The organism is Flavobacterium sp. 40-81, from assembly GCF_001898245.1.
GTDB classification, from domain to species: domain Bacteria; phylum Bacteroidota; class Bacteroidia; order Flavobacteriales; family Flavobacteriaceae; genus Flavobacterium; species Flavobacterium inviolabile.
Genome location: NZ_MKTM01000031.1, coordinates 162,798 through 183,775, shown reverse-complemented (window position 1 = coordinate 183,775; position 20,978 = coordinate 162,798). Strand labels below are relative to the sequence as shown.

Sequence of the window (20,978 nt, the reverse complement as noted above, 5' to 3'; positions counted from 1 at the left end):
ACATTTTATTGCTATCCGAAAGGAGGTTGTGCCGTAAAAAAAAGCGACCTTATGTAGTTAAGGTCGCTTTCAGGAATCAATCGGTTTTAAACTTATCGCTTGATAAAACGTTTGCTGACAACAGTGTCGTTATCATTTATTTCCAGAATATAATTTCCGGAAGTGATGGTGTTCACATTAACAATGTTGTTGTTTATGCTTCCTTTTATTACTTCCTGTCCTAAAAGGTTGAAGATTCGGAACGTTGCTTTTTCTGAAACGGCTGTGATGTTTAAAATATCGCTGGTTGGATTCGGATACAGCTGGATGTCGGCTATGGTGTTTCCTCTTCCGAAGCCGTCTTCTTTAGCTGCGTTTACGATATTCACCGTGTAATCTTCCACTTCTCCGTAAGAGAAGGCTTCGCAGGCTGTTGGAACAGCATTGTATTTCATTGAAACACGCATTCTGGTCGCGCCGCTCAAAGCCGTAGCCGGAACGGTGAATGAACCGGTTGCCGGTGTGGCAGTAGAAGCGGTTTTGCTCCATACTAATTCTCCGCTGTCGGCAAAATCACCATCCTGGTTATAGTCGATCCAAACGGCATATCCTTCGGAATAAGCGGTACCGGTCCATGTTGGGGTTACCGTAATGGTGTTGGAAGAACTTTTTACAAGATTTGTGGAAATGCTGGTGAAATCGGTATAACCTGTTCCTCCGGTCGAAGCGTTGTTGATGGTTCCTAACTGAACACGCCCGATATATTCGTCGGAAACACTGTTTCCTTTAGAAGTACAATAAGTAACCGGTGTGGTGCCTCCGGTTTGCAGGTTTACGGTATAATCTTCCACTTCTCCGTATGAGAAGGCTTCACATGCTGTTGGAACCCCGTTGTATTTCATTGAAACGCGCATTCTGGTCGCTCCGGTAATTGCTGTTGCCGGTATTGTGAAAGTTCCGGTTGCCGGTGTGGCAGTCGAAGCGGTTCTGCTCCAAACCAATTCTCCGGCATCGTCAAAGTCCTTGTCGCCATTATAGTCAATCCATACAGCGAAACCTTCCGCATAGGCCGTTCCGGTCCATGTTGGTGTTACGGTAATGGTATAGGCCGTTCCTTTTGACAGGTTTGTGGAAATACTGGTGAAATCGGAATAACCCGTTCCTCCGGTCGAAGCGTTGTTGATGGTTCCTAACTGCACACGTCCGATATATTCGTCGGCAACGCTGTTTCCTTTAGAGGTACAATACGCAGCAGTAGCCGGCAAGGTGGTTACGTTTACGATGTTGCTTTCTGCAGAGATATTCCCGGCAGCATCTTTTGCTTTTACGGAAAAAGTATAGGCCGTATTCGCAGTAAGTCCGGTAGCAGTATAGGTAGTTGTGGTTACCGTTGTTAACAATGTTGTTCCTCTGTAAACATCATATCCGGTTACGGCTACGTTATCTGTAGCGGCTGTCCAGGAAAGATTGGTTGTGGTTTGCGTTGTTCCGGAAGCGGCTAAGCTTGTTGGCGCAGTAGGAGCCTGAGTATCGCCGCCGGTGCCGCCGGTAATGGTAAAGTTTACATTGGAGATATCAAAGAAGATATGATTGGAGCCTTTTACCATGATCCGGTTTTGTGTTCCCGGATTATTCGGTACGGTGATGGCTTGTGTACCGTCGTTTGGTGTTCCTGCCAGTATTGTGATAGGGTAGGTATTACCGCCGTCTGTTGATAACAGGATGTCCACATTGGCAGCATTTACACCATTAGCAGTTGTTCCGGCTACATTCCAGGTTACGGTTTGTGTCGAACCGGCTGCCCAGGATACGGCTGTATTGGGTGCGCTTACGGTAAATGGTCCGGCTGTGGCATTAACGGTAACGACCATATCGTCACTGTTGTTTGCCGGTCCGCCGGCGCGATTGTCGCGAACGGTTAAACGGAAGTTCATTGTTCGGGCAACATTTGGCACTGCTTCCCATTTCCATGAGGTGGCTCCGGTTTTAACGGTAGACAGCTGCGGGAAATAACGTACGCCCGATGTGGTTGGTATAAATGATTTAAAGGCTGGTCCGGATGTAGCGGTTACGCTCGGGTATGTTGTGGTTGAGGTTCCGGAATTCATTTGTTCCCAGCAGTAGGTCAAAGCGTCGCCATTGGCATCGGTTCCGGCTCCGGTTAGCATAAAAGGCGTTCCTTTCGGAATCGTATAGTCGGCTCCGGCATCGGCTGTAGGAACCGCATTTCCGGTTGCGGTATTGGTCTGACAGGTTGTTGTTTTGATATAATTGGTTACCTGCTGTATGCTTACGGCATGGAAGAACGGGTCGCTGTGTGCCTGTACATCGGTTGCTCCGGTAATTCCGGCATAGCCCATGATGGTGGTTCCGCTACCCGGTTCGTTTTGCACACCGGTTCCTTCATTGCTGAATGTAAAGGTGTGGTTCGCACCAAACTGATGTCCCATTTCGTGGGCTACGAAATCAATATCAAAATTGTCACCCACCGGAACGGTACTGGTGGTAAATCCGCTTCCTTTATTGGATTTACAAACACAGCCAATACAGCCGGCATTACCGTTGTTTCCGATAGCCGACATTAAATGCCCGATATCATAATTGGCTGCTCCGATAACACTGGTTAGTGTGGATTGTAATTCAGAGTTGTAATTGGCATCGGTACTTCCGTACGGATCGCTGCCTGCACTGGTGTAGATTACCGCATCGGTATTGGCAATTAAAACCATCCGAACCCCGAAATCCATTTCAAAAACACCGTTCACACGGGTCATGGTGTTGTTAATAGCGGCTAAGGCCAGGGCTTTTGTTCCGCCATGGTAAGTGGTGTATTCTCCGGTTACAGACATGGCCAGGCGGTAAGTCCGCAACGTGCTGTCGTCTGCATTAGGACGTAAAGCTTCTCCGGAGCCGCCAACTTTGGACATGGCATGATCCAGCACTTCACATTCAAATTTTGTAAATCCGGCTACTTTGTCGGAACGTTTGTAAATGGAATATGTTTTTAAATCGGTAGAAAAAGGCTCTATAAAAACCGTTTGCTTATCGGCAGCTGTTCGCATACTCTGGATGCCAAGTGGCGAAACGCTGATGCGGATAATGGCAGACGGATCGTCGATTCCCTGACCAATATATGATTTTATTTCCGGATAACGCGCGGCAAGTTCCGGTGCAAAAACGGAGGCTTCGGTCATGCGGAATCGCTCCAGTTCACCATCGGCATTTGGAAAGGCGATTATTACCGTTGATTTTGTATAGGTTAAGGATCTGTCCGGCGATTTTAACAAGGCTGTTTTTAGTCCGCTGACATCAAGATCAAACAAGTTTTTTGTAGGAAGTGGTGCTCTTTTTTCAAAAGTAGTCTGGCTACTTTTTTTTGAAGACACTTTCCAGAAAGAGTTTCCGCTTTGGGCAAAGGAAAAACTTGTTATTGCTAATAAAGCAAACGAAAGTAATTTACGCTTCATAAGTTGGTAGTGTTTTAGGTTAATTCATGGTATAACAAAGGTATTTTAACATTTTCATTTAATTAAAATAAAAAAGCGCATAAGTGAACCTTATCTTAATCTTATCTTTTTGTTTTGGTAAATTGGTATAGGAGGCTTTTTTTTAAATTAGTTGTAAAAAAAGAAGCCAAAAGAGGGTGTTAAATTCGCTTTTTATGAAAACAGGGGCGGAAAGTTTGGAAAAATATAACTATTTTCACGGACTAAAATTATCGGCACGTGAAAAGTAACAACAAACTGTTTATTGCGATTATCATATCATTAATATTAGGGATACTTCTGGGGTTTCTGGTAAACGCTTTCGGAAAAGGAAATACGCTGCGGTATACCCCTGCAAAACAAGGTGAAGATGAACTTGTTTTTTTAACAAATGATGGGGTAAAACATACTCAAAAAGTGTTTGTCGTAAAAGACAGTCTTGAATATAAAGAATTTCAAAAAACGCTTGCTCCGGATGCTGAGGTGATGCCTTTGGTAGTAACCGGAAAAAAGATCGCTTTTGTTCCTGCAATTCTGGCAAAGAACAACAATTTAAAATTAGATAAAACGTTTAAGTCAAAAAACGAATCGGTTACCGCAATCGATAATATTGATTCGTTTTCTGAGAAGATAAAATTACTGGGGACGATTTTTATCCGTCTGGTTCAGATGATTATCGCACCGTTAGTGTTTTCCACACTTGTGGTGGGGATTGCCAAAATGGGCGATATGAAAATGGTAGGCCGTGTAGGCGCAAAAGCAATGGGATGGTTTATTTCGGCTTCCCTGATGTCGTTACTGTTGGGGATGATCCTGGTAAACTGGCTTAAACCCGGGAAAGGAACATCCATTCAGATGGAGGACACTTCATCGGCGGGAGAGTTATTGGAAAAAACACAGTCATTTTCATTGGAAGAGTTTGTGAAACACGTGGTTCCGAAAAGTATTTTTGAAGCGATGGCAACCAATGAGATTTTACAGATTGTAATTTTCTCGATCCTGTTCGGAATTGCGCTGGCATCATTGGGCCGTGTGGCGAAACCGATGATCAAATCACTGGATGTTATTTCGCATGTTATTTTAAAAATGGTTACCTATATTATGTGGGTAGCGCCTTTGGGAGTTTTTGGAGCAGTAGCGGCGGCAGTAGCCAGTTACGGATTCGAGATCTTCGGGCTTTATGCCAAATATTTACTGGATTTTGCAATAGGAATAGCTTTACTGTGGGTAGTATTGCTAACCGTTGGGTATATTATTTTAGGAAAACGTCTTTGGGAATTACTGCGACGCATTAAGAGTCCGTTGCTGATTGCCTTTTCTACGACAAGCAGTGAAGCGGTTTTCCCGAAACTGGTTGAAGAACTGGAGCGTTTTGGCTGTCAGAGCAGAATCGTGTCTTTTACCTTACCATTGGGGTATTCGTTTAATCTTGACGGTAGTATGATGTATATGACCTTTGCCAGTATTTTTATTGCCCAGGTTTATGGTATTGATATGCCAATAGAAAAACAGTTGACCATGCTTCTGGTATTGATGTTAACCAGTAAAGGCGTTGCCGGAGTACCCAGAGCATCCCTGATTGTGGTAGTTGCCACCTGTGCGATGTTCGGAATCCCGCCGGAAGGTATTGCATTGATCCTGCCAATTGACCATTTCTGCGATATGGCAAGAAGTATGACAAACGTATTGGGTAATGCCCTGGCTACTACAGCAGTAGATAAATGGGAAACAAGCGAATAAAACGAAAACGAATATTATAAAAAAGACACAAAAAAATTATGGAAGGCTTTAAGTGGACACAATTGTTGAACCCTGAATTTTATATTAACTTAGAAATAGGAGGGCATCACATTGGTATTTATGTAGTATTGTTTATCGTTTTTGCAGAAACCGGTTTATTTGCCGGATTCTTTTTGCCGGGTGACAGCCTGTTATTCCTTTCCGGAATTTACAGCGAAGTATTAATGAAAGAGCTTTTTGATATTAAAGGCGATTTTGCCAATGTGGCTTTGCTTTCTACTTTGGTAGCGATATCCGGAATTATCGGAAATATATTCGGGTACTGGTTTGGTGCAAAAAGCGGCCACTTCCTGTACTCTAAAGAAGATAACTTTTGGTTTAAGAAAAAATACCTGATTCAATCCCGTTTGTTTTTTGAAAAACATGGAGGAAGAGCAATCATATTTGCCCGTTTTTTACCAATCCTGAGAACATTTGCTCCTATTGTAGCCGGGATTGTGAGGATGGAGAAAAAGAAATTTATGTTCTATAACATCGTAAGCTCGGTGTTATGGTCGTTTGTACTGATCTTCTCAGGGCATTACCTGTATCGTTATTTGCTGGACAATCACAATCTGGATCTGAAAGCGAATATTGAATACATCATCATCATCATTATTGTGGTATCGACGTCACCTTTGGCGATCAATTACTTTAAAAACAAAATAAAAGAGAAAAGAAGCTAATGCTTAACCTTAGTTATTGGGAAGTAAAGAACTGGTTTTCCAATGTGGATTATACCGTAGTAGGAAGCGGAATCGTTGGCCTTCATACCGCCTTACGGCTTCGTGAAAAATTTCCCGATAGCAAGATCATCATACTCGAAAAAGGGCCGCTTCCGCAGGGAGCCAGCACTAAAAATGCCGGCTTTGCCTGTTTTGGCAGCCTTTCGGAAATTATTGAGGATTTAAAAAATCATACCGAAGAAGAGGTTATCGGACTCATCCAAAAACGCTGGCAAGGGCTGCAAATGCTCCGCAAACGGCTGGGTGATTCCGTGATTGACTTTAAGCCTTATGGCGGTTATGAGCTCTTTTTACAAGATGATGAAGCTTCGTATACGGAATGCCTGCAAAAACTGCCTTTTATAAATGAGGTATTAAAACCGCTCTTTCGTGCGGATGTTTTTTCAAAAGAAGTAGACCGTTTTGATTTTAAAGGCATTCAGGAATACCTGATCTTTAACCCTTTTGAAGGGCAGATCGATATCGGTAACATGATGCAGGCACTGCTGAAAGAAGCCGTTGTAAACAATATACTTATTTTAAATTACCAGACGGTTTCCGGTTATCATGATAACGGAAACGGGGTTGAAGTGAACACGAATGACTTTGTTTTTACCACAAAGAAATTGCTGTTTGCGACCAACGGATTTGCCGGAACGCTCACTAACGGTGCCGTTCGTCCGGCAAGGGCACAGGTACTGATCACAGCGCCCATCCCGAATTTAGATATCCGGGGAACCTTTCATATAGACAGCGGTTATTATTATTTCCGGAATATCGGCGACAGGATTCTTTTTGGCGGCGGACTAAATCTGGACTTTGAAGGAGAGACTACCACGCAATTCGGAGAAACAGAATTAATTCAAAACCGATTGGAAACATTGTTAAAAAATGTAATTTTGCCCGGTCAGGAAGTCCGTATCGAACATCGCTGGAGCGGTATTATGGGAATGGGTTCCCATAAAAACCCAATAGTACAGCAATTGTCACAAAACGTATATTGTGGGGTTCGTTTAGGCGGAATGGGTGTCGCTATCGGCAGTTTAATTGGTAAGGAATTAGCAGATTTAATATAAAAACATGGTGAAAAAATACTTGGTCAGCAAAGCCTTATTTGCATTTTTATTTCTTTTTTCTCAAACTAATATGCAATCTCAGCATAATGCAGTATTGGATATTTCAGGGAATTATAAGGTAACTAACGTATATAATTTTTGGCAATTAAAATATAAACCAACGTCAGACTCTGTCTATACTCAGATTAATTCAAATATAAATAGTAATTCCTATACATTAAGGTTAAATCCATTTGTAAAAATGGATTTTTCTGTAAAGAGCCTGATGGCTTATTGGTGGAGTGAATGGTCGGAACCTGTTACGGTAAACGAAGAATATGATTTGATAAGTAAATCTACCGGATATAGCTATGATTTTAATTCTTCGGCTATTAGTGAAGGATGGAGAGGATACAGATTAGAAAATACAACGTCGATTAATGGTAGTAATATCTTAGAAACAAATTTTTTATATAATGGTACAGCCGGAAAATCATTATTTTATTCATGGAGTGGAGATCGTGGGTTAATGTTGGTGTCTCCGAAAATCACAGATTTGGCTACTGATAAGAAGTTTTCATTTTACGTGGCTACATCGAATAGTTCAAAAGTTATTTATGGAACAATAACCAATCCGTATGATCCATCGACATTTCATCCTTTAAAAACAGTTACGTATAATAATGGAAGTACTTTTGTGAAGGAGACTGTATTTATGAATAATTATAATTCTGAAGACCAGTATATTGCTGTTAAAAGTTCAGGGAATAACGGAACGGTTTATTTTGATGATTTTAGTTATGAACAGTCTGTTAATTGTTTCGATCTTACAAATGTCAATGTTTCTGATATTTCACAGCATACAGCTCAATTAAATTTTACAGCTTCAGGACAAGATGCCCGGGAAGTAAGTTTAAAGAATTTAAAAAATGGGATCACAAATGTTTTCACAACGACTAATTATCCGGTTGTTCTTGAAAATTTATCCGGAAATACGAATTACGAAGTGAAAATCAGAGCTAATTGCGGAGGAGGTCTATATTCAAACTGGTCATCTGTAATTCCTTTTACAACGATATGTACTCCTTTGACAGAAGGATATTCAACTTCTTTTTTGGAAACGGAATATTTAGATCCATGTTGGACAGGTTTAACACAAGGGAGCGGCAGTATTAGTCAGATTTCGACAAATTTATATCTTTCTGTTCTGCCCAGAACAGGTAGTAAACTAATAAATATTAATATTGGTGGATCAACAGCAGATCAAAAAGCTTACCTTATTACACCTTACATACAGGATTTAGATGATAATAAAAAAATAGCGTTCTATTTAATATCGAACGGATTTAATAATTATAATTCTCATCCTATTATCATTGGAACCATGTCCAATCCAAATGAAGAGACAACTTTTACTCCTCTTAAAACCATTGCGCCAGGTGAAATGAATGAAATAGGAGGGCAGCATAAGAACAGGTATTGGAAAAAGCATATAGTATATCTTGATAATTATAACAATGAATTGAATCATCATTATATCGCTTTGAAAGTAGGTATAGATCCAATGGACTATCTTAATTCAGGAGGTAATTTTTTTATCGACGATTTTGTATACGGGAATATTCCTGACTGTAAGGAGCCTACAAATTTAAATGTTACTATGACCGATTATAATTCTGCCATAGTAAAATGGGATGATTATGATAATCCGGTTCATGAATGGCAGATTGAGTACGGGCCGACCGGATTCCTGTCAGGGACGGGTACATTGATAACGGTGAACTCAAATCCGTTTCAGATCAATCAATTGTCAGGGAATACAGAATATGATTTTTATGTGAGAACTAAATGTGGTGCAAACTTTAGTAGTTGGTCAGATAGAGGTTATTTTAAAACAAGATGTGAAGGGATTGTTTCAGGATACAGTATTGATTTTGAGAATGATGATTTTGAAGTAAACAATTCTTGCTGGAGGAGATTGACACCACAATTTACGAATAGATACTGGAATGAAAACATATTTATAAAAGTAGCTCAGAATGTTCCGGGGCAACCAATAAGTACACATTCCGGAGTTAAGGCCATTATGCATAGAAATCAAATAAATGCACCTGATCCAAATGTCAGTGCGAAAAATATTCTGGTAACACCAAGACTAATTGATTTTGATAACTTCAAAAAAATATCCTTTTGGATGTATTGCAAACAAAATAGTTATGCCTTATTTAAAGGATTAACAATAGGAACGTTATCAGATCCGAATGATTATACAACATTTACGCCTTTTCGCGATATTTCAGGCACATTTGTTGAAAATCAATGGAAGGAATATACCGTTGATTTTTCAGGGTATAGCGGACAAGATAAATATATTGGAATCAGGCAAAAATCAACAAACGGAGATTATATAATATATTTGGACGATTTCAGGTATTATTCGGTTGAATGTGCTACGCCAACAGGCTTAAGAGCATATCAGTCGGGTAATAACAGTGTAAAGATGGAGTGGACTACTAATCAAACAGCTAATATAGATTCCTGGGAGATTGAATATGGTTCAATGGGATTCACTCCTGGTTCCGGAACGGTTATTTCTGTAAATTCAAATCCTTATCAACTGGAAGGATTGATACCATTCGCTAAATATGAGTTTAGAGTTAGAAATAATTGCGGAAATGGTATTTATGGTGATTGGAGTGAAAAATATGCTTTCAGAAATTCCTGTGCGGTTTCAACGCCTTTTTCCGAAAATTTTGATCAGTATAATGCTTCAGAGAATAATACGCCGTCTGGTATTCAAAATTTTTGTTGGACTCCTTCAAATGCTAATGTTGCCGGACTACTAAAATATGTTCCATTTGAAACTATTAATAGTAATCCTAATGCAGCCCAATTGAGTTATTATGGCAATAATGCAGCCTCCGGAATACATCATAAACCCGGAATGCTGTCATCTCCTTATTTAGCTGATTTTGGTAATGATAAGCGTGTCAAATTTTGGGCTAAAAGAGATGGCGGAGAAACAAATCTAATTGTAGGAACTATTGAAAATCCATTGGATTATACAACTTTTGAGCCTTATACAACTATAAGTTTGAATGATATTCCGCTTGTTGGAAAAGAATTTAATATTGATTTTTCTAATTATTCCGGAACAAATAAGCATATTGCATTTTTACACGGAGGAAATGATACTTATACTTATATATTTATCGATGATATCTATTATGATGTAATTCCTCTCTGTTTAGAACCTACTAATATTTTAGCAAAAAACGTAAATAGTGATTCTGCATTGATTGTTTACGATTATGTTCAGAATTCACAGATCGAATTTGGACCAACAGGCTTTGCTATGGGAACCGGAACAATAGTTTCCAATTCCGGAAGCGAGATGCTTATTTCTGGGCTAATTCCTAATACCGGATATGATTACTATGTGAAAACAATATGCGGATTAACAGGAGAAAGTATTATTGTGGGACCTAAAAAATTTAGAACAACATGCGAAGAAATGATTAGTCTGCCTTGGGGAGAGAATTTTAATTCAATGCCTTCTTATGGCAATAATATCTTACCGAATTGTTTTAAAACGATAAATCCTGAATTTGTATCCATGAATGTTCCGCAACAACTCACACCTGGTTCAGGAGGTTACAGCTTTGATTATTTATTAACCGGTTATGGTGATACATCCTATATCTGGTTTAATAACGGAACCATCTCTCAGTATTTTTTCACGCCACTTTTTAGATTAACTGCAGGTACTACATACACATTTAGTATGAAAACAAGGGTTAGCTATCAATATGGGAATCATTTTTTATATTCAAGTGTTGGTAGAGGAAATACCAATGAAGCAATGGAAACTGAACTGGAAAAATCAGCATTAATGTATGAGTATGCATATGGAGACAATAAATTCGTATTTACTCCTATTGTTTCAGGAGACTATAGTTTTAAATTCAAATTCGGTATGAGTTCTAATAGTATAAATTGCGTAATGGACCAATTCAGGTTAGATGAGGGATATACCAATACAATAGTAACAAATAATGAATTTTTTGATTTCCAGTATGGAGCTAACGATAAGGTACTTTTAGAAAGTACAGAATATGCTAAAATATTAAATTCGCCCGATCCTGAAAATTCTTCAAACAAACTTTTAGTGATGAGAGGAAGTAGTAATCCGGCTGTATGGAAAACCGGACAGAATGTGTGGGAAAATAACGGGAGCAATATTACAAAGGTTAATATGAAAATTATTCCTAATGCCATGACGTCATTATATATGCGATTTGATTTAAAGCAAACCTATATTGATAATAATAATGAATCGATGTTCAGAGTGGTTGTTAATGGTAATGTATTAGGTAATGTTCTTAAACCGGTTACTGCAAATCAGGATAATTTCGAAACATTTGAATTTGATTTATCGCCATATTTGGGTACAGATATTAAGATTTCTCTTCAACACATAGGAAAATCAAATGCAGGAACGGGAGATAATGCTTTGTTAGATAACCTGACTTTTTCACCATACACACTTTCTGATGAAAAATTCGCTTTTAAGGATTTGAAAGTTTTTCCAAATCCGACAAACAATATCCTGACGATTCAAAATAATGAAGTGCTAACCGGCATTGAAATTGTAAATATTAGCGGGCAGGTCTTATATGCTTCTAAATTTGATATGACAGAAGTTAAATTAGATTTATCAGACTATTCAAGTGGAGTTTATTTTGTTAGAATTACTTCAAATGAAAAAAGAAAACTAATTAAGGTTATAAAAAACTAATAATTGTTTTAATAGAATAATGGCAGTAAAAAAAGCATCAAAAACAAATACCAGCACAAAGCCAAAAGGAGAAAAAAGAAGTTTTATGAATAAAGTAGTCCGTTTTTGTATCAAAGCGTTTCTATGGTTCTTCGCTTTATCCTTATTTTTTGTAGTACTCTTTAAGTTCGTTCCGGTTCCTTTTACACCTTTAATGGTTATCCGGGCAATAGAGAACAAAGAATCCGATGCCAAAGTGGAGCACAGCCACGACTGGGTTCCGCTGGAAGATATTTCCGAAAATTTACAAAAAGCAGTTATTGCAAGTGAAGACGGTAATTTTTTAATACATAGCGGTTTTGATTTTAAGGCGATGCAAAAAGCATTCGACAGCAATCAGAAAGGACGTAAATTAAAAGGAGGCAGCACAATTTCGCAGCAAACGGCAAAAAATGTTTTCCTCTGGCAGGGAAGAAGTTACCTGCGAAAAGGACTGGAAGCTTATTTTACCGTATTGATAGAACTTATCTGGGGTAAAGAACGCATTATGGAGGTGTATCTGAACAGTATCGAAATGGGTAACGGAGTTTATGGCGCTCAGGCAGCATCGGAATTCTGGTACGGAAAAGATGCTAAAAACCTCTCTAAATATGAGGCTGCGGGAATTGCCGCGATTCTTCCGAATCCCCGAAAATTTAAAGCCTCTAATTCTTCTTCCTATATCAACAAAAGAAAAGACAGGATCGTAAGGGTAATGCGCCATATCGGCAAACTTGAATATTAGCATTATACCGGCTAAATATAAAAAAGCGGATGTTACCCTGGTAGCATCCGCTTTTTACAATTATTACAGCGTTGTTTCTTAGTTGCTCGCAGCAAATTCGTTTACTTTGATAATCGTTACAGCTGCGTCATTTACTTCATGCCAGTTTCCTTTGTCGTCTGCATAAGCGTAGTTTGCAGTACCGGATTGCCAGTCAGCTTCCAATACCATTCTTAATTTGGTGTTTGGTAAAATAACCGGACCAATTCCTGCATGTGGAGGGAAATTGAAATGAGGATATCCTTCTGCAACAACTAAAATATGTGTTTCTTTAGGCATTACAGTCATGTAAGTAAAATCGCCGCGTAATTCTGTGAATACGTTTAACGGAGGATTAACCGTAGGATTGCGAACAACACCTTTTCCGGTAACGGATTTTCCCGGAGTGTTTACTGCTAAATGTACGTCAAATGTAGGAGCTCCAAGGTTAGGAGATGCGATACGGTACGATACGATAAATAAACCTGTTTCAGTTTTCATAATGTTATTGATTTGAGATTAGGATAACAAATTTCAGTTGTTTTCAAATCCCGTTTCAGCGTAAAAATACGGTTTGTTGTTTTTAGGTAAAAGCACGTAGTAATTGACTGGTATTAAAATTGTTAGGTAATTGTAAAGAAAAATGTTGCTATGTTTGATTGTAACATTTTTTTGAAGTGATCGTCTAATTATAAAATCAAAAAACGAAACAATTATGCAGGCACATGAAATCGATTACCAAATTTTTGGTGAAGAAATGCAATATGTAGAAATAGAACTTGATCCGCAGGAAGTTGTAGTAGCTGAGGCGGGCAGTTTTATGATGATGGACAACGGTATTAAAATGGAAACGATCTTCGGGGACGGTTCCGTACAGCAGCAGTCGGGCATTTTCGGGAAACTATTATCAGCGGGGAAAAGGGTGCTGACAGGCGAAAGTTTGTTTATGACGGCTTATACGAATCAGAATAACGGAAAAAGCAAGATTTGTTTTGCCTCTCCATATCCGGGAAAAATCGTAGCCATCGATTTAATGAAATACGGCGGAAAATTCATCTGCCAGAAAGATTCTTTCCTTTGTGCAGCCAAAGGTGTTGCCATTGGGATTGACTTTTCAAGAAAATTAGGAACCGGACTTTTCGGAGGTGAAGGTTTTATCATGCAAAAACTGGAAGGAGACGGAATGGCATTTGTACATTCCGGGGGAACACTGGCACGAAAAGAATTACAGGCCGGTGAAATACTAAAAGTAGATACCGGATGTATCGTTGGTTTTACCAAAGATATCGATTATGATATTGAATTTATCGGAGGGATAAAGAACTCCATTTTTGGAGGGGAAGGATTGTTTTTTGCGACACTTCGCGGACCGGGGATTGTGTATGTACAATCGTTACCGTTTAGCCGTCTGGCCGACAGAATTATTGCTTCTGCCCCGAGAGCCGGAGGAAAGAGCCGGGAAGAAGGAAGCCTTTTGGGCGGATTAGGGAACCTGCTTGACGGTGATAACCGTTTTTAATACGGTCATTTTTTCTATTTATTTGGTTATATAATGAAAAACGCACTTCAATTGAAGTGCGTTTTTATTTTTATGGAATCCGCTTATTACTTTTTCAGGTTTGGCAATTTTGTGATGCCCATGTTGAAAAGGGTGAAAGCCTGGATGTCTACATTTTCCTGGATAGTAGCCGCTACCGATTTTCCGGCACCGTGACCGGCGTTAATGTCGATACGGATCAATACCGGATTTGTTCCGGTTTGTTTCTCCTGTAATTCTGCAGCAAATTTAAAGCTGTGTGCCGGAACAACACGGTCGTCATGATCACCTGTAGTAACCATAGTTGCCGGATATTGTACGCCAGCTTTTACATTGTGAACCGGAGAATATCCTTTCAGGTAATTGAACATTTCTTTGTTGTCTTCCGCTGTTCCGTAATCGTAAGCCCATCCTGCTCCGGATGTAAACGTATGATAACGCAGCATGTCCATTACACCCACAGCCGGTAAAGCGACTTTTATAAGGTCCGGACGTTGGGTCATGGTTGCTCCTACCAATAATCCGCCATTAGATCCTCCGCGGATCGCTAAGAAATCTTTAGACGTATATTTTTGAGCGATCAGGTATTCACCCGCAGCGATAAAATCGTCAAATACATTTTGCTTTTGCAATTTCGTACCGGCATCATGCCATTTTTTACCATATTCACCACCACCGCGTAAGTTTGGTACAGCATAAACACCGCCATTTTCCAGCCATACCGCATTGGCAATGCTGAAACTTGGGGTTAAGCTCACGTTGAATCCGCCATATCCGTAAAGGATCGTCGGGTTCTTACCATCCAGTTTTAATCCTTTTTTATGGGTGATAATCATCGGGATTTTAGTACCGTCTTTTGAGGTATAGAATACTTGTTTGGAAACATAGTCCTCACTGTTAAAATCTACTTTTGGTTTTTGGTATACCGTCGATTTTCCGGTGTTCGGATCGAAAGCATACGTAGTTCCCGGTGTGATATAATTGGTGAAAGAATAGTATAATGTTTTCGCATCTTTTTTGCCTCCGAAACCTCCGGCACTACCTACGCCCGGTAATTGTACTTCACGAACTAATTTTCCGCTGTAGTCGTATTGTTTTACAATAGAAACAGCATCTTTCATATAGTTGGCAAAGAAATAACCGCTACCAGTAGACGGCGAAAGTACATTCTCTGTTTCGGCAATAAAGTTTTTCCAGTTTTCCGGTTTCGGATTGTTAATGTCAACCGTTACAATACGTCTGTTTGGCGCGTTTAAATTGGTAACGATGAATAGTTTTGTTCCCTCGTTTTCAATGATGTAGTTGTCGCTGTTAAAATTGTCTACTATAGTAACGATAGGACTGTTCGGATTTGAAAGGTCCTTAATGTATAATTCGTTTCCGGATGTAGATGTTGAAGCGGTAATTACTAAATATTTATCATCTTCGGTAACGGCACCACCTACATATCTTCTTTTCTGATCCAGTCCGAAGATCACTTTATCTTCTTTTTGAGAAGTTCCCAATTTATGGAAATACAGCTTGTGCTGGTCTGTTTTAGCCGATAGTTCACTTCCGGCCGGTTTGTCGTAACTGGAATAGTAGAAACCTTCATTTCCTCTCCAGGATACACCGCTGAATTTTACATCAACCAAAGTATCTTCAATTATTTTTTTGGTAAGGGCATCCATGATGATCACTTTTCTCCAGTCGCTTCCGCCTTCAGAAATCGCATAAGCCACTTTTGAGCCGTCTTTAGAAAAATCAAGACCACCTAAAGAAGTCGTTCCGTCTTTTGAAAAGGTGTTCGGATCCAGAAATATTTCTTCTTTACCGGCAGCATCTTTGCGGTACAATACCGACTGGTTTTGCAAACCGTTATTTTTATAGTAGTAAGTGTAATTTCCTTCTTTAAAAGGAGCACCTATTTTTTCGTAGTTCCACAATTTTTCCATTCTCGCTTTTAAAGCATTACGAAAAGGAATCTGCTCTAAATAATTGTAGGTAACCTTATTTTCAGCTTTAACCCATGCTTCGGTTTCGGCAGCGCGGTCATCTTCAAGCCATCTGTAAGGATCATTTACTTTAGTGCCGAAATACGTATCAACGGTTTCAACTTTTTTGGTTTCCGGGTATTTTAGCTTACCCGTACTTTTGGACGTTTGTGCATTCATAGATAAACTGCAAACCACAACTATGGCTGTTATTGTTTTTTTCATCAGTTTTTTTAACAAAAATAAGGAAACAATTGTTATCGTTTCGTTAAAATCAAAAAGTGCTGTTTTTAAGGCAGCACTTTTTTGGATGTTTTATAACTTTTTTTGAAATTATTGCACCGTTACCGGGAAAGTAACTTCAGCATCCGTTCCACCGGCAGCATTGGTAATGTCACCGCCAGAAACCCCGGCACCGTTTTTATTTGGTAAATGTCTTAAGGTAATGGTAACCGTTCCGGAAGCAGCATTTGTTGTGGTAAATACCGATTTTAATCCGATTGGTTTTCCGTTGCTGTCAAAATTATCAGCAGTAGCGGCATATTCGAAAGCATTTAAATTACCGGTTTTTCTATAGAAAATCTGGTGATCCACACCTTCTTCGATGATTTCCGGAGTGATATCTTCAGCCGGAGAAGCAGCTTCGTTCATAAAAGTAAGCGAACCATTGTAAGTAGTATTGGCCTGGAAATTACCCGAAACCGTTACTACCGGTGCATTAGGACCGTCTCCGTCCAGATCACGGGACACTAATGTAATCACCTGTCCGCCGCCGGTAAACGTTGCCGTTACGGTTGTAATCACTTCTTCTTCGTTAACGGCCTGTGGTGTTGCATTGTCGTCTTTGGAACAGGAAGCGAAAGAAATGATGGCGATTATGGCTAAAGCGGCTATTTTGAAATTTTTCATGGTAAATGTTTTTTTTAATAATTGAATTTTAATTGTAGTTGAAAATTTCTACCCAGTTCGTCGGCAAAAAAGCGCTGACGGTTCAGGTAGTCTCTATAGTTTGTGTTGAAAATATTCTGAACGGATAATCCGACGGTGGTCTGGATCCCTTTAAAGGCTTTTAATTTCATTTCGGAATTGAAATGCAGCAAATGATACGCTTTTGGCGGCGTACTGATGTCGACCAGCGTGGGAACAAATTGATTGTTTGCAATGGTATTGGTGATAAAGTTATTATTCGGATACTGGTTCTGACGGAAAACCAGCTCGCTCTTTAGTTCCAGTTGTAAACGGTTCCACTCTTTTTTCGTAAAGCGCAGGGCATTGCTAATGTTTAACGGCGGCATGTCTATTAATGCCTTACTGTTTGTAAGATCCCTTCCGTTTACGTAAGCCAGTGCAAAATCGTGTTCGAAATTCGAATTGATTTTCCAGTTGGAATGAACATCAATACCCAGCAGGCGGGCATTTGTCTGACGGTATTCCCAAACCAGGAAAGCACCGCGAATTGTTGTTTCCTGACCGATAGGAGTCAGGTACATAAAATCGGAAATGCTATTCAGGTATGGATTGATCTCAAAAGAGAAGGTTTCTCCTTTACGGGATAAAGCGGATGAAAATTTAAGCGCTTTTTCTTTTTTCAGGCGCAAATCTCCCAACTCGATCATACCGGTGGAATGGTGCAGTCCGTCGCTGAAAAACTCCGAAGGATTTGGATTCCGGGTCGCCAGGCTAATGTTGTTTAACCAGCTCCAGTGATCGCCGAATTCTTTTCGGGCTCCGATACTTCCGGATACATTATGGAAAGAAAAGGTCGGTTTTGTCAACCATTGGTTACCCTCTTCACCCACAATAATATTCTGGAAATCGTTGTTATAACCACGCTCTTCCCAGCGGGATTTCAGGTAAAATTTGGTTGCTTCCACCCGTGAATAATCATAGCGAAGTCCGCCTTCTAACGTGAAATCATCCGAAAAGGAATGGGATACGACAGCATAAGCACCCGCATCATATTTGTCATAATTTGGAATTAAAGGACGGATTCCGGTTGCAGGACTGGCATAATTTGTCTGATAGGCGGCATTTACGCCAATCTTCGTTTGCCAGTTGTCTGTTTCCCGTTTCCAGTCTGCCTGCAGCGCATGCGTTGTTAAATCCAGGTCGAGCGCTGCCTTGTTAGCATTGTCGCCACGACGCAGGTCATATTCCAGACGGTTGTTAAACTGATAGGCATATTGTACCTCCAGCTGGCTGTTGGGATCCAGTTTTTTATGGAAATTAATTTTAGCCAGGTGGTGTTCCACTTCCTGTCTGGGCGCATTGAGCGTATAGGTGAAATCCGCAATATATGCAGGAGCCTGATTGTTGATACTATTAACCAAATCAGTACTATTTCCTATATGGGAAGCTCTTAAAATACCAATCTGGGCTTTATAGAAGCTATAAAAACCGGTAATGGAATAATCGTCCCCGATATATTTCAGGTCGCCTGAAAAATTGGATTCCCGGTTTCCGGTATTGGACAGTACATAATCGGGCGCTTCTCTGTCGCCCAAATATTTAAAAGTACCTAAAACGTTCCATGCCCAACCTTTGCTGTTTCCTTTGTGCAGGCTGGAAGTGATACTTCCGCCGCGGCCATTGGAAACCATATTCACAATTGTTTTACCAAATAAAGTATCTTTTTTTACCGATAAAGGTTCGATAATAACAATTCCGCCCACGGCATCACCACCATATTGCAGGCTTGAGGCACCTTTAATAACGGTAATTTTCCCGGCACTATTAATGTCCATATTCGGGGCATGTTCTGCGCCCCACTGCTGGTCTTCCAGGCGGACATTGTTGTTGATAATCGGTACGCGGCTGCTGTGCAGCCCGTTGATCACCGGTTTTACAATAGTGCTTCCGGTTTTAAGAATGGAAACCCCGGCAACCTCTTTTAAGGCGTCCCCTAAGGTCTGGTTGCTGTACCGTTCGATAGTTTCACTCTTTATTTTCTGCTCGGAAGCGGTTGTTTTGGGCGCACTGCCTTTTTCCCTGATGACCACTTCTTTTAAAGCGGTAATGTCGGGTTTGAGCATAACGTTCAGTACCACATTGTCATTGATGCTGACAAGGGTATCCAGTGTTTTGTAACCCACATAGGAAATGAAAATCTTCTGATTACCGTCCGGTAAATTCCTGATTTCATATTCTCCCATAGGATTAGAGGCAGCACTTTTATCGCCTGCGTGAATATGTGCTCCGTTTAACGGTTGCTGCTTTTCATTGGTAACTTTTCCGGACAGTTTGTTCTGCGAAAAACCAAAGTGGCAAACAACTAAAAAACAGAGAACAAGGAAAGGTTGTGTTCGCATTTTTCCAGTTCAAAATAATACACAATAGGTCAAAATCACGAGAAATGATCATGACAGTTTTTTTAATAAACGATGTGATTATAATGTACCGGGAGGTGCACGAAGTGCAAAAAGGCTTCCTGAAAAAACAACAGGTTTTTCTGTTTTGGCAAAGCTATAAGCAATAGCTTTAAAAGTGTTTTTAAAGGAAAAAGAGAAAAATTCAGTAGGGATATAATTACTGAAAGAGAATTCGCAGGTAAAACAATGATCGAAATCATGATGCCCGTGTGTGAATTCTGTTTTGGTATGGTCGTATTTGTGGTGGCAGTGTTCGTGACTGAATTCGTCAACCAAATGCTCAAAGGAATGTATCGATTGGAACAGTATTGCGAACAATACAGCAATCATTAAAGAAAGGTTCAGTATGGCCAGTTTCTTTTTCATTCCCTGCAAATATAGAAAACCAAAAAAAGAAAACCGTTTTATTTTAACAAAATTTATGTTTTGCCAAAATAAAACGGTCAATATGTTCCAAAAGTGATATTATACTAACTTGTTCGCTACAAGGTATTCTGCGATCTGGATGGTGTTTGTTGCGGCTCCTTTGCGCAGGTTGTCGGAAACGATCCACATGTTTAGGGTATTCGGCTGACTTTCGTCGCGACGGATTCTGCCCACAAATACATCGTCTTTTCCGTGTGCATATAAAGGCATCGGGTACGTTTTGGTATCCGGATTATCCTGTACCACCACACCCGGCGTGTTGTGCAGGATAGCGCGTACTTCGTTTACGTCGAAATCATTTTCAAACTGGATGTTTACCGCTTCACTGTGGCCGCCCACCACCGGAATACGGATGGCTGTAGCTGTAACAGCAATCGTTTTGTCGTCCATGATTTTCTGTGTTTCACGAACCAGCTTCATTTCTTCTTTCGTATACCCGTTTTCTTCAAAAACATCACACTGCGGAATGGCATTGCGGTGAATTGGATACGGATAGGCCATTTCTCCCTGTATACCGGCAAATTCGTTTTCCAGTTGTTTTACGGCTTTTACTCCCGTTCCGGTAATGGACTGATAGGTCGAAACAACAACTCGTTTAATGCCGTATTTTTTATGTAAAGGTGCCAGGACCATCACCATCTGAATAGTCGAACAGTTTGGATTGGCAATAATTTTGTCTTCTTTGGTCAATACCGAAGCATTGATTTCCGGAACGATCAGTTTTTTAGTCTGGTCCATTCGCCATGCAGAAGAGTTGTCGATAACGGTAGTACCGGCTTCGGCAAATTTTGGCGCCCAGGCTAAAGAGGTTTCGCCTCCGGCTGAAAAAACAGCAATATCAGGACGCATTTCAACCGCTGTTTGTAATCCTACTACAGCGTACTTCTTTCCCTTAAAATCAATCTGCTTCCCAACAGACTTTTCTGATGCTACGGGGATTAATTCAGTTACGGGAAAATTTCTTTCTGCCAGTAATTGTAACATTACTTCACCAACCATTCCGGTGGCTCCTACAACGGCTACTTTCATTTTGATATTATGTGTTTTAGTTAAATTTTTAGTATGACAAAAG

General features: G+C 40.0%; 13 protein-coding genes. 6 read left to right on the top strand and 7 right to left on the bottom strand.

Going from position 1 to position 20,978, the window contains the following annotated elements; all coding sequences use genetic code 11:
- Nucleotides 1-92: 92 nt before the first annotated feature.
- A complete protein-coding gene (locus BGO42_RS12230) occupies nucleotides 93-3,446 on the bottom strand; it encodes a GEVED domain-containing protein (protein ID WP_273244371.1) in 3,354 nt (1,117 codons plus the stop codon).
- 258 nt (nucleotides 3,447-3,704) lie between these two features.
- Between BGO42_RS12230 and BGO42_RS12225 the strand changes: the two genes are divergently transcribed.
- From BGO42_RS12225 to mtgA, 5 genes are read left to right on the top strand one after another with little or no spacing between them, the layout of a single operon-like run.
- Nucleotides 3,705-5,204, top strand: coding sequence for a dicarboxylate/amino acid:cation symporter (locus tag BGO42_RS12225; protein WP_273244372.1), 1,500 nt, complete (start codon nucleotides 3,705-3,707; stop codon nucleotides 5,202-5,204).
- Nucleotides 5,205-5,242: 38 nt separating this feature from the next.
- Nucleotides 5,243-5,929 (top strand): DedA family protein, encoded by a 687-nt coding sequence (locus tag BGO42_RS12220; protein ID WP_177730424.1) that lies wholly within the window; start codon nucleotides 5,243-5,245, stop codon nucleotides 5,927-5,929.
- Nucleotides 5,929-7,044, top strand: a complete 1,116-nt coding sequence (locus tag BGO42_RS12215; RefSeq protein WP_273244374.1) for an NAD(P)/FAD-dependent oxidoreductase — start codon at nucleotides 5,929-5,931, stop codon at nucleotides 7,042-7,044. Before BGO42_RS12220 ends, BGO42_RS12215 begins: the two co-directional genes overlap by 1 nt.
- Nucleotides 7,045-7,048: 4 nt before the next feature.
- A complete protein-coding gene (locus BGO42_RS12210; RefSeq protein ID WP_273244376.1) occupies nucleotides 7,049-11,821 on the top strand; it encodes a T9SS-dependent choice-of-anchor J family protein in 4,773 nt (1,590 codons plus the stop codon).
- A 19-nt stretch (nucleotides 11,822-11,840) separates the two neighbouring features.
- On the top strand, nucleotides 11,841-12,584 hold the full coding sequence (mtgA, locus tag BGO42_RS12205) for a monofunctional biosynthetic peptidoglycan transglycosylase (RefSeq protein ID WP_177730418.1): 744 nt from the start codon (nucleotides 11,841-11,843) through the stop codon (nucleotides 12,582-12,584).
- 78 nt (nucleotides 12,585-12,662) lie between these two features.
- Here mtgA and BGO42_RS12200 read toward each other — a convergent pair whose 3' ends face one another.
- Nucleotides 12,663-13,103 carry a DUF1842 domain-containing protein gene (locus BGO42_RS12200; protein ID WP_218618737.1) on the bottom strand — a complete coding sequence of 147 codons (441 nt, stop codon included), beginning with the start codon at nucleotides 13,101-13,103 and terminating at the stop codon, nucleotides 12,663-12,665.
- A gap of 214 nt (nucleotides 13,104-13,317) precedes the next feature.
- On the opposite strand from BGO42_RS12200, the gene BGO42_RS12195 reads away from it, so the two are divergent.
- On the top strand, nucleotides 13,318-14,121 hold the full coding sequence (locus BGO42_RS12195) for a TIGR00266 family protein (protein ID WP_177730416.1): 804 nt from the start codon (nucleotides 13,318-13,320) through the stop codon (nucleotides 14,119-14,121).
- A gap of 86 nt (nucleotides 14,122-14,207) precedes the next feature.
- Here the strand turns inward: BGO42_RS12195 and BGO42_RS12190 are convergent, their stop codons facing one another.
- The 5 genes from BGO42_RS12190 to BGO42_RS12170 form a co-directional block, all read right to left on the bottom strand.
- Complete coding sequence (locus BGO42_RS12190; RefSeq protein WP_273244592.1) at nucleotides 14,208-16,292, bottom strand: prolyl oligopeptidase family serine peptidase; 2,085 nt, start codon at nucleotides 16,290-16,292, stop codon at nucleotides 14,208-14,210.
- Nucleotides 16,293-16,445: 153 nt separating this feature from the next.
- Entirely contained in the window at nucleotides 16,446-17,021 is a 576-nt protein-coding gene (locus BGO42_RS12185; RefSeq protein ID WP_273244380.1) for a type 1 periplasmic binding fold superfamily protein, read from the bottom strand.
- Nucleotides 17,022-17,035: 14 nt separating this feature from the next.
- Nucleotides 17,036-19,420 carry a TonB-dependent receptor gene (locus BGO42_RS12180; protein WP_273244383.1) on the bottom strand — a complete coding sequence of 795 codons (2,385 nt, stop codon included), beginning with the start codon at nucleotides 19,418-19,420 and terminating at the stop codon, nucleotides 17,036-17,038.
- Between the two features lie 78 nt (nucleotides 19,421-19,498).
- Nucleotides 19,499-19,846, bottom strand: a complete 348-nt coding sequence (locus BGO42_RS12175) for a hypothetical protein (RefSeq protein ID WP_177730409.1) — start codon at nucleotides 19,844-19,846, stop codon at nucleotides 19,499-19,501.
- Nucleotides 19,847-19,945: 99 nt separating this feature from the next.
- The gene (locus BGO42_RS12170) at nucleotides 19,946-20,935 is read right to left on the bottom strand and encodes an aspartate-semialdehyde dehydrogenase (RefSeq protein WP_273244385.1); all 990 of its coding nucleotides are present in this window, start codon (nucleotides 20,933-20,935) and stop codon (nucleotides 19,946-19,948) included.
- Between the last annotated feature and the right edge of the window lie 43 nt (nucleotides 20,936-20,978).